We start from the raw sequence: 8222 nt of genomic DNA on the forward strand, positions 1-8222 counted from the left end.
TGGTCATCGGACCGGTTCGCCAGTAGCATGGCCCGGATCATGGTCAGGGAGCAGACAATCGAAAAGCCGGAAGTCGAAGTGGTCGAGCAGACAGCCACGCTGGCGGGAAGCCGATTCCGGGTGCGCGAACATTATTCGGTCGGCCGGGAGAAGGTCCGTGAGTTCGCCCGCGCGACGCAGAGTCGCCACGGTGCGCACTACTCCGAACCCGAGGCGCTCGAGCTCGGTTACGACGGCATCATCGCGCCGCCGACCTTCGCCTCGGTCATCGGCATCAACGCGACCAGAGTCCTGCTGGACACGGTGCTAACCGAATACGACCTGTCCCAGATCCTGCAGACCGACCAGGTCTTCGAGCTCACCCGCCCGATCCTGGCGGGCGACCGGCTCAGCACCGAGATCGTGATCGACTCGATCCGCCAGTTCGGCGATAACGACTTCATCCTGGTGACCTTCTCGCTGACCAACCAGCAGGGCGAGATCGTGGTATCGGGTTCGACCACCATCGTGGCGCGCCGCGGTGTCGAGGTGGATCCGAATATCGCGGCCGCCGTCGAGAACATCATGATGCACGCGCGCCCGGTCACCGTCGGTGATATCACGGTGCCGGACAGCGGCCCGCTGGTCGCGTTGCCCGCGGATGCCCCGGCCCCCGGACAGCCCGCGGTGCGGAGCGCATCCGTGCGCTCGCTCCCGGACTTCGACCGGCTGGCCGTCGGCGATCAGCTCCCGGCCGAGACCGCGCATGTGACGCGCGGCGATCTGACCAACTATGCGGGCGTTTCCGGCGATCCCAACCCGATTCACTTCAGCGAGCGCGCGGCCCAATTGGCCGGACTGCCGACAGTGGTGGCGCACGGCATGCTGACCATGAGCCTGGCCGGTGATTATCTGACCTCCTGGCTCGGTGATCCGACGGCCATCGAAAAGTTCAGCGTGCGGTTCGCCGGATTCGTTCCGGTGACCGCCGAGGCGCCGAGCGCCATCGAATTCAGCGGGAAGATCAAATCGCTCGATCCGCACCGACGGACCGCGACCATTGTGCTCGCGGGTAATTCGGAGGGCCGCAAACTCTTCGGCCGGGCCATCGCCGAGGTTCGCTTCGCCTAGCGGCGCAAACCTCATTCGATGGTCGCGTGCACGAGATAGACGTTGTAGTCGCTCCAGGTCGAAACATTGAAGTACAGGTCCGAACCCGAAGACCAGGGGTGGATGAATCCGCCGTAGAGCTCCGGATATTCGCGCACCGTCACCGTCGGTGCGCCATCGGACCACACTCCTTGCGGTGAATTCGCTTCGCGGACAACCAGTGCCGCTTTCGCGGTATCCAAATAGCTCATCTGCCATACGTTTCGGGAGGCGTCGAAGCGCACCGACAACTCACCGACGGGCGCGTCGACGATCGGGCCGGCGGAGCCGAATCCGCCTACCGGAGTCCAGTTTCCGTCTCGCCAATACTGGTAGGCGGTGGTGTTGAGGAGCTGATCCTTCGGGACTCGCGCAAGGCCGACCGAGCCGAGGCGGGTATTGGGCGTACCGAACATATACACGTAGTCGCCCTGCGGAACCATCGCGCTCACTTGGAAATTCGCGAGACCGAAGATGTTGTCCCAACGCGCGTACGGATCCTTGGTCCAGGTCTGACCGTGATCATCGGAATAGGCGATGCCGCCGTAATTGGTGAAGAACGTGCCCGGAATGCTGTTCCAGGTGCGAATCGACATGTAGCTCAGGTACTGCCGCTCACCGAGTGCGAATCCGGAGGTCGGAATCGTGGTGACCTCGACATTGTCGAGTTTGCGGCTGGAGAGCACCTCGGCCGCGTGGCAGCGGTCGTCGGTCACCATCCGGTCGTAGGTCATGCCGTCGGTGAGATCGCGATCGGTGCTGAATGCGAGCACATTGCTGCGCCAATCCAAACCCATTCCGCCCGGCGGGTGGAAGCCGCGTCCGATGGTGTCACCGAAGGCGGTCGCGATCTCCCCCGGCGCGCTCTCCCACATGATGCCGAGATCGGTGCCATAGACCTGCCAGCGCTTATCGGTCCGATTGACCGAACTCGCGCCGGTCTGCTTGGCCACCTCGGTGACCGCGCCGACCCGTGGCGTCGGCCGAGCCGCAGTCAAAGGAGCGGGTTCGGTCGACGGATCCACCCGCGGCGGAGGCGGCGGCACCTGACCGGGATCCGGTCCCGGTCCCGGAACCGCGAAGTGGAAAGGCTTGGGGCTCAACAGAATTTCCGGAATGCCGAGTTGGCTCGCCGGACTCGGTGGCAGTGCCGGCAAGTCGGTCAGATCGGGGCACGGATTCGTGCAGGGATCCGACGGCAACTGCATCTGCGTCCGAACCGGCGCGGGTTCGGGCCGATCCGGCGGCAGCACGGTGATCACCGGATACGGAATCGGTACGTCGAGCGTCTTGGGCACCAAGCCTTCATGCGTCGCGGGCGGATCCGTCACACACGGACCGGCCACCGGCCCGGCCTCCTCCGGGGTGGCACCGGCTCGCGCCGCGCACGTCAACGCCCCGGCCGCGCATACGACCGCACCGAACACTGCCACCCACCGCCGAGTCATCCGCAACCCCTCGATATCTCGCGCAAAATGGACACCCGTCACGCCGCATCAAAGCTCTCCGCGATGCTGTGCACCAGCGCCCGACCCTACCCGTTTTGCCCTCTTCGCCCGGTCCGACTTACCGATCGATTCACCCATGCGCCACACGGATATCCAGAATTAACAGGAAACTCCTACTCCATTTTCGGGACGCAGCCCGACCGCCCTGCTACCGTCCACGACACGACAACTCGAGTCGGGGTGAGTGGCCGTCCACCGGGGGAGCAAAGGGCCTCCGGTGGTTCTCATTCGACCATTCGACCAGAGACACCTGGACCGCGACAACGACGGAATCGCCTGCGAATAAAGTGCACTGACGCCGACGCGGAAAGCGGAGCAGGATGGAGAATGTGAAAGCTGCACTGATCTATCGCCGCGCTGTACCCGCGTTCGGCGCCGCCTGTCTGGTGATCGGCGGTATAGCGACGCCGATCGCCGCCGCCGATTCCGTCCAATTCGTTGCCGGGCCCGATAGTTCGCTTCCGGTGCCGTCCTATCGGCCGGGGCCGAAGGGGTCGAATGTGCCGCCGCCGGAGAAGTCGGCGGAGGAGGAGTCGCCGAGGTATTACACCGATTGCGATCAGGTTCGGGCCGAGGGCAAGCTACCGCTCTATCGCGGTCAGCCCGGATACAACTCGTATCTCGATCCGGATGGGGACGGCATCGCCTGCGACTGAGCGATTACTGGATGGCCTGGAACACCAGAACCGTTGCGCCGATGCGAATATTGTCGCCGTCGGCGAGCAGCGCGCCGCTCTCGATCGCCTCGTCGTTGACGTACACGCCGTTGGCCGAATGCAGATCCTTGATCAGCAGTCCGGCCCGGCTCGGCATGATATGCGCGTGGTAGCGACTGGCCTTCGGATCGTCGAGGACCAGATCGTTATCGGTCATTCGGCCGATTCGCATGCCGCCCTGCGCGATTGCCGTGACCCGGCCGTCCGGCATGCGCAGCTGACCGCTGCGGACCGCACGCGGCATCTCGGTGACCGTCTCGGTCATCGCCGCGGCCAGCCGCTCGGTGCGTTTGAGCTCCATCGTGCTCAGCGGTTCCTGCCGCAGCACCCGCTGTTCGAGATCGACCAGGACCGGGCCGGGATCGATACCGAGTTCGTCCGCGAGCACCGTGCGCACCCGACGGCACGCGTCCAGCGCATCGGCCTGTCGGCCGGATAGGTACAGCGCGGTGATCAGCTGACCCCACAGGGGTTCGCGCAGCGGATGCTCATTGGTCATCGAGACCAACTCGCCGATCACCGATGACGCACGCCCACAAGCGATTTCGGCATCGATACGAGCCGAGGCGGCCTGCAGCCGCTCCTCGTCCATCGCGGTGGCGAAACCGTCGGCGAACTGCAAGCCGGCCAGATCGGCCAGTGCCCGACCACTCCACTCGCGCAACGCATTTCCGAACAGTTGCGACGCGCCCAGATGGTCACCGACCTCAGCGGCGCGCGCGCCCGCATCCCTGGCCGCCTCGAAGCGACCGAGATCGCAGGCATCCTCCGGGATCTCGAGTCGATAACCGGATGATTCGGTGCGCAGCACCATCGCCGGATCCACACCCGAATTACGCAGTGCCTTGCGGATATTCGAGACGAATACCTGCAGGCTGGCGGCGTAGGAATCGGGCGGATCCTCGTTCCAGACCATATCGGCGAGCGCAGCCGAAGCCACCGCGCGCCGTCGATTGACGGCCAGCGCGGCAAGCAAGGCTCGCGGCTTGGGCCCGCCGACCGCCACCGGTTCACCACCGACGAGCAGTCGAACGGGCCCGAGCACGCGCACATCCAGAACCATGTGCTCAATGCCCCCCGAAGGGTAAATAGGGTCAGGCGCTGATCGAGCGACCCGCGGACTTCAGATCATTGCACGCCTCGACGACACGTGCCGCCATGGCCGATTCGGCCTTCTTCAGGTAGCTGCGCGGATCGTAGGCCTTCTTGTTGCCGACCTCGCCGTCGATCTTGAGCACACCGTCGTAGTTGGTGAACATGTGCGCGGCGACCGGCCGGGTGAACGCGTACTGGGTGTCGGTGTCGACGTTCATCTTCACCACACCGAAGCGCAGCGAATCCTCGATCTCCGACTTCAGCGAGCCCGAACCGCCATGGAAGACGAAATCGAACGGCTGCGCGTCCGCCGCCAGACCCAGCTTGGCCGCCGCGACGCGCTGCCCCTCGGCCAGCACCTCGGGCTTGAGCACCACATTGCCCGGCTTGTACACGCCGTGCACATTGCCGAAGGTCGCGGCGAGCAGGTACTTGCCGTTCTCGCCCGAGCCGAGCGCGTCGATGGTCTTCTGGAAGTCCTCGGGGGAGGTGTAGAGCTTCTCGTTGATCTCGGCCTCGACACCGTCCTCTTCACCGCCGACGACGCCGATCTCGACCTCGAGGATGATGTTCGCGGCGTTGGTCGCCTTGAGCAGCTCCTTGGCGATCTCCAGGTTCTCGTCGATCGGGATCGCCGAACCGTCCCACATATGCGACTGGAACAGCGGGTTCTTGCCCGCGTTCACCCGCTCCTGAGAGATGGCGATCAGCGGCCGCACGAAGGTGTCCAGCTTGTCCTTGGGGCAGTGGTCGGTGTGCAGCGCGATGGTCACGTCGTAGCGCGCGGCGATCACATGCGCGAATTCGGCCAGCGCGACCGCGCCGACGACCATATCCTTCACACCCTGGCCCGAACCGAACTCCGAGCCGCCGGTGGAGAACTGGATGATGCCATCGCTGCCCGCGTCGGCGAAGCCCTTGATGGCCGCGTTGACGGTTTCCGAGGAGGTGCAGTTGATGGCCGGGAATGCAAAGGAGTTCGCTTTGGCCCGACCGAGCATCTCGGCGTAGACCTCCGGAGTCGCGATGGGCACTGTGAAGACCTCCGTGTTGTGCGGCAAAAGACAATTCTGTCAGCCCACAGAGTAGGCCAGCGGGCTTTCGCGCGATGTGCGGGGACCGCTCTGTGAGGCGGGTTGACAATACGGACCGGCCGGTCGGACGATGCGAACTTTTCGCACAGCAAGAGGTTTCTCAGTTGGACCCGGTACTGTTGGCCGCGTAATTGCGCTGGCAGCTTCCGATGCGGTGGCAAGCGATGTAGGCCAGCCGTACCCGGGACAGGAGGCCGCGTGATTCTGCTGGCAGCGACAGAATCGGTGACGAGCAACGTCGCATTGACCCAGTTGCTGGACCCGATGCACCTGCTTACGGAGACGTGGCTCAAGAACGCGGTACTCCCGGCGATCCTGGTGATCGTCTTCATCGAGACCGGTCTGCTCTTCCCGATCCTCCCGGGCGATTCGCTGCTGTTCACCGGCGGCCTGCTGTCCGCTACGGACAATCCGCCGGTATCGATCTGGCTGCTGTTGCCCGCCGTCATGGTGACCGCCTTCGCCGGCGATCAATGCGCCTATTGGATCGGCCGGGCGATCGGGCCCGCGCTGTTCCACAAGGAAGACACCCGGTTGTTCAAGAAGCATTACGTCACCCAGACGCATGCCTTCTTCGAAAAGCACGGGCCGAAGACGATCATCCTGGCCCGATTCGTGCCGATCGTGCGCACGTTCATGCCGGTGCTGGCGGGTGTGTCCAAGATGGATTACCGCAAGTTCGTCACCTTCGACATCGTCGGCGCCATCCTGTGGGGTGGCGGTGTCACGGTGCTCGGCTACTTCCTCGGCAACGTCGCGTTCATCCGCGACCACATCGAGCCGATCTTCCTGCTCATCGTCCTTATCTCGATCCTGCCCGGCATCATCGCGGTGGCCAAGAAGGTGCTCAACCGCGGTGCGGACGAGGCCGCTCAGCACGACGCCGCGCTGACCGCCTCGACGAACGAGCCGACCCACTGAGCCGGTGTCAACGGCGCAGTTGCCCCTAGCAGTGGGCAGTTTCGATCCGCTGACCTCGGCGGGGCCCGCGCTCGTCTGGACGGTGGTGCTGACCTTCGTCTTCCTCGAGTGCGCGTTGATCATCGGGTTGTTCCTGCCCGGCGACTCGATGCTCATCACCGCGGGCATCGTGATGGCATCCAACGCCGCGGGCGAGGCCCATGTCTGGGCGTTGTCCATCGGCGCGATGATCGCGGCCATCGCGGGCAATCAGGTCGGCTATGTCATCGGGCACCGCACCGGCCATCATCTGGTGGCCAGGAAGAACGGCCGCTACATCAACACCCGCAACCTGCAGCGGGTCACCGAATTGCTGCAGCGACACGGTTTCCTCGCCGTCCTCATTTCGCGCTGGATCCCATGGGTGCGCACGCTGTGCCCGATGGTCGCGGGCGCGGCGCGGATGGATCACCGCAAATACACCGTCGCCAGCACGGTCGGCGCCATTATCTGGGCGCCGGTGCTGCTGCTCATCGGCTACTACGCGGGCAGTTTCCTGGACCGTGTCCCGTGGCTGATGCCAGGTGTCATCGGCACCCTGGTAGTCGGGCTGATCGTCGGAACCGCCGTCGGCATCCGGCACTACCGCCAGGAAATCGCCAAACCCGCCGAGGATTTCGATTTCGAAATCGCGCCCACCGGCGTGCTGGAGTCCGAGTGCTGATGCCTACAGTCCGGCGGCGCTGACCTGGTAGGCCGCTTCCATCAGCAGCCAACCCGACAGTTGCACCGACATATCGCGTTCGGGCACCCGCGAGGAGGTCACCGAACCGCCCGCGGTGAAATATCCGGCACCGGACCGGCCGCCGGGTAACTGGGCGGGTTTGCTCCAGTCGTGCCCGAACAGCGGCTCGCCCTCGACCTCGAGCCGGTTCGCCCAGGCTGCCGCGGCGCTGGCGCGCACAATGGCAGCCGCGGTCCGGCGATCGGCCACCTGTTCGCGCTCATCGCCCGGCAGCATCAGCGCGACCACCGCGAGATAGCGGGCCAGGATTCCATTGAACAGGCCGCCGTCGCCGCCACCGCCGACATTGATCACCCCGTTGGTGGTCATCTGCTCCTCGACCGCGGTGAGCAGCCGGTGCACCCGTTCGCTGTGGCGCGGCTCGCCGGTGTGCACCGCGAGTTCGGCTTCCAGGCCGAGCACAACGCCCTGGCAGTAGGTGAAGGTCGGGAGCTCGATCTCGCCGGAGGGCAGGTGGATGCCGTCCAGGATCAGGCCGGATTCCTTGTCGCACAACGTCGCATCGATCCAGTCGGCCATTTCCTGCGCGCGGACATGGCGGCCGAGGCGCAGCAGCGCAATCGCGGCCGGTCCGTTGGCGGGGGCATTGAAATAGTCCGCGCCGACCCGCCACGGCACACCGCCGCCACGCGCCGGATCCCAGGCGCCGTACAGCTCCTTCTCGAGTGCGATCAAAGCGCCGCGCGCCTCGGTGATGCCCTGGGTTCGCTCGGCACGCTCCAAGGCGATTGCCAGCCAGGCCATATCGTCGTAGTAGTTATTGGTCCAGCCGGTGATATTGCGCAGCCGATGCGCCCGCGCGATCGCGGCGATGCGCTTGCGTCGCGTCGGCGTCGGCACCCGGTTGGCGGCATCGACCGCGCAGTCGATCAGATGCGCCTGCCACCAGTAGTGCCAGGATGCGAAGGCCTGCTCACGACGGGTCGCCGGCCAACCGACGACACCCAATTCGGTTCCCGGCACGGGCCATAGCGCG

The 8222-nt window shown here is 65.1% G+C and carries 9 protein-coding genes; 5 read left to right on the forward strand and 4 right to left on the reverse strand.

Features of this window, described 5'->3' with window-relative positions; genetic code table 11:
• Nucleotides 1-39 precede the first annotated feature (39 nt).
• The gene (locus ON44_RS31580; protein ID WP_040696909.1) at nt 40-1110 is read left to right on the forward strand and encodes a fused (3R)-hydroxyacyl-ACP dehydratase subunits HadA/HadB; all 1071 of its coding nucleotides are present in this window, start codon (nt 40-42) and stop codon (nt 1108-1110) included.
• A gap of 11 nt (nt 1111-1121) precedes the next feature.
• Here ON44_RS31580 and ON44_RS31585 read toward each other — a convergent pair whose 3' ends face one another.
• Nucleotides 1122-2576, reverse strand: coding sequence for a glycoside hydrolase family 183 protein (locus tag ON44_RS31585; protein ID WP_040696886.1), 1455 nt, complete (start codon nt 2574-2576; stop codon nt 1122-1124).
• Between the two features lie 244 nt (nt 2577-2820).
• On the opposite strand from ON44_RS31585, the gene ON44_RS54155 reads away from it, so the two are divergent.
• Together ON44_RS54155 and ON44_RS31590 are read left to right on the forward strand one after the other, a co-directional pair.
• Nucleotides 2821-2922, forward strand: a complete 102-nt coding sequence (locus ON44_RS54155) for an excalibur calcium-binding domain-containing protein (RefSeq protein ID WP_083898243.1) — start codon at nt 2821-2823, stop codon at nt 2920-2922.
• Nucleotides 2923-2965: 43 nt separating this feature from the next.
• Nucleotides 2966-3292 (forward strand): excalibur calcium-binding domain-containing protein, encoded by a 327-nt coding sequence (locus ON44_RS31590; RefSeq protein WP_245567412.1) that lies wholly within the window; start codon nt 2966-2968, stop codon nt 3290-3292.
• 4 nt (nt 3293-3296) lie between these two features.
• On the opposite strand, the gene ON44_RS31595 is transcribed toward ON44_RS31590, so the two are convergent.
• Together ON44_RS31595 and fbaA are read right to left on the reverse strand one after the other, a co-directional pair.
• Nucleotides 3297-4415 (reverse strand): BTAD domain-containing putative transcriptional regulator, encoded by a 1119-nt coding sequence (locus tag ON44_RS31595; protein WP_040696891.1) that lies wholly within the window; start codon nt 4413-4415, stop codon nt 3297-3299.
• A gap of 31 nt (nt 4416-4446) precedes the next feature.
• Complete coding sequence (fbaA, locus tag ON44_RS31600; protein WP_040696893.1) at nt 4447-5481, reverse strand: class II fructose-bisphosphate aldolase; 1035 nt, start codon at nt 5479-5481, stop codon at nt 4447-4449.
• Between the two features lie 324 nt (nt 5482-5805).
• Between fbaA and ON44_RS31605 the strand changes: the two genes are divergently transcribed.
• Both ON44_RS31605 and ON44_RS31610 read left to right on the forward strand, forming a co-directional pair.
• A complete protein-coding gene (locus ON44_RS31605; RefSeq protein WP_083898244.1) occupies nt 5806-6462 on the forward strand; it encodes a DedA family protein in 657 nt (218 codons plus the stop codon).
• A gap of 19 nt (nt 6463-6481) precedes the next feature.
• Nucleotides 6482-7165 (forward strand): DedA family protein, encoded by a 684-nt coding sequence (locus ON44_RS31610; RefSeq protein WP_174415177.1) that lies wholly within the window; start codon nt 6482-6484, stop codon nt 7163-7165.
• Nucleotides 7166-7168: 3 nt separating this feature from the next.
• On the opposite strand, the gene ON44_RS31615 is transcribed toward ON44_RS31610, so the two are convergent.
• Nucleotides 7169-8222 (reverse strand): glycoside hydrolase family 76 protein (locus ON44_RS31615; protein WP_040696914.1); only part of this gene is annotated, 1054 nt, incomplete at its 5' end.

Source organism: Nocardia vinacea NBRC 16497 (assembly GCF_000308835.1).
GTDB lineage: Bacteria > Actinomycetota > Actinomycetes > Mycobacteriales > Mycobacteriaceae > Nocardia > Nocardia vinacea.

Excerpts from the sequence above, each read along its gene's own strand:
- ON44_RS31585 (WP_040696886.1), bottom strand. The coding sequence starts at position 2,576 with ATGACTCGGCGGTGGGTGGCAGTGTTCGGTGCGGTCGTATGCGCGGCC.
- ON44_RS31580 (WP_040696909.1), top strand. The coding sequence starts at position 40 with ATGGTCAGGGAGCAGACAATCGAAAAGCCGGAAGTCGAAGTGGTCGAG.
- ON44_RS31605 (WP_083898244.1), top strand. The coding sequence starts at position 5,806 with ATGCACCTGCTTACGGAGACGTGGCTCAAGAACGCGGTACTCCCGGCG.
- ON44_RS31595 (WP_040696891.1), bottom strand. The coding sequence starts at position 4,415 with ATGGTTCTGGATGTGCGCGTGCTCGGGCCCGTTCGACTGCTCGTCGGT.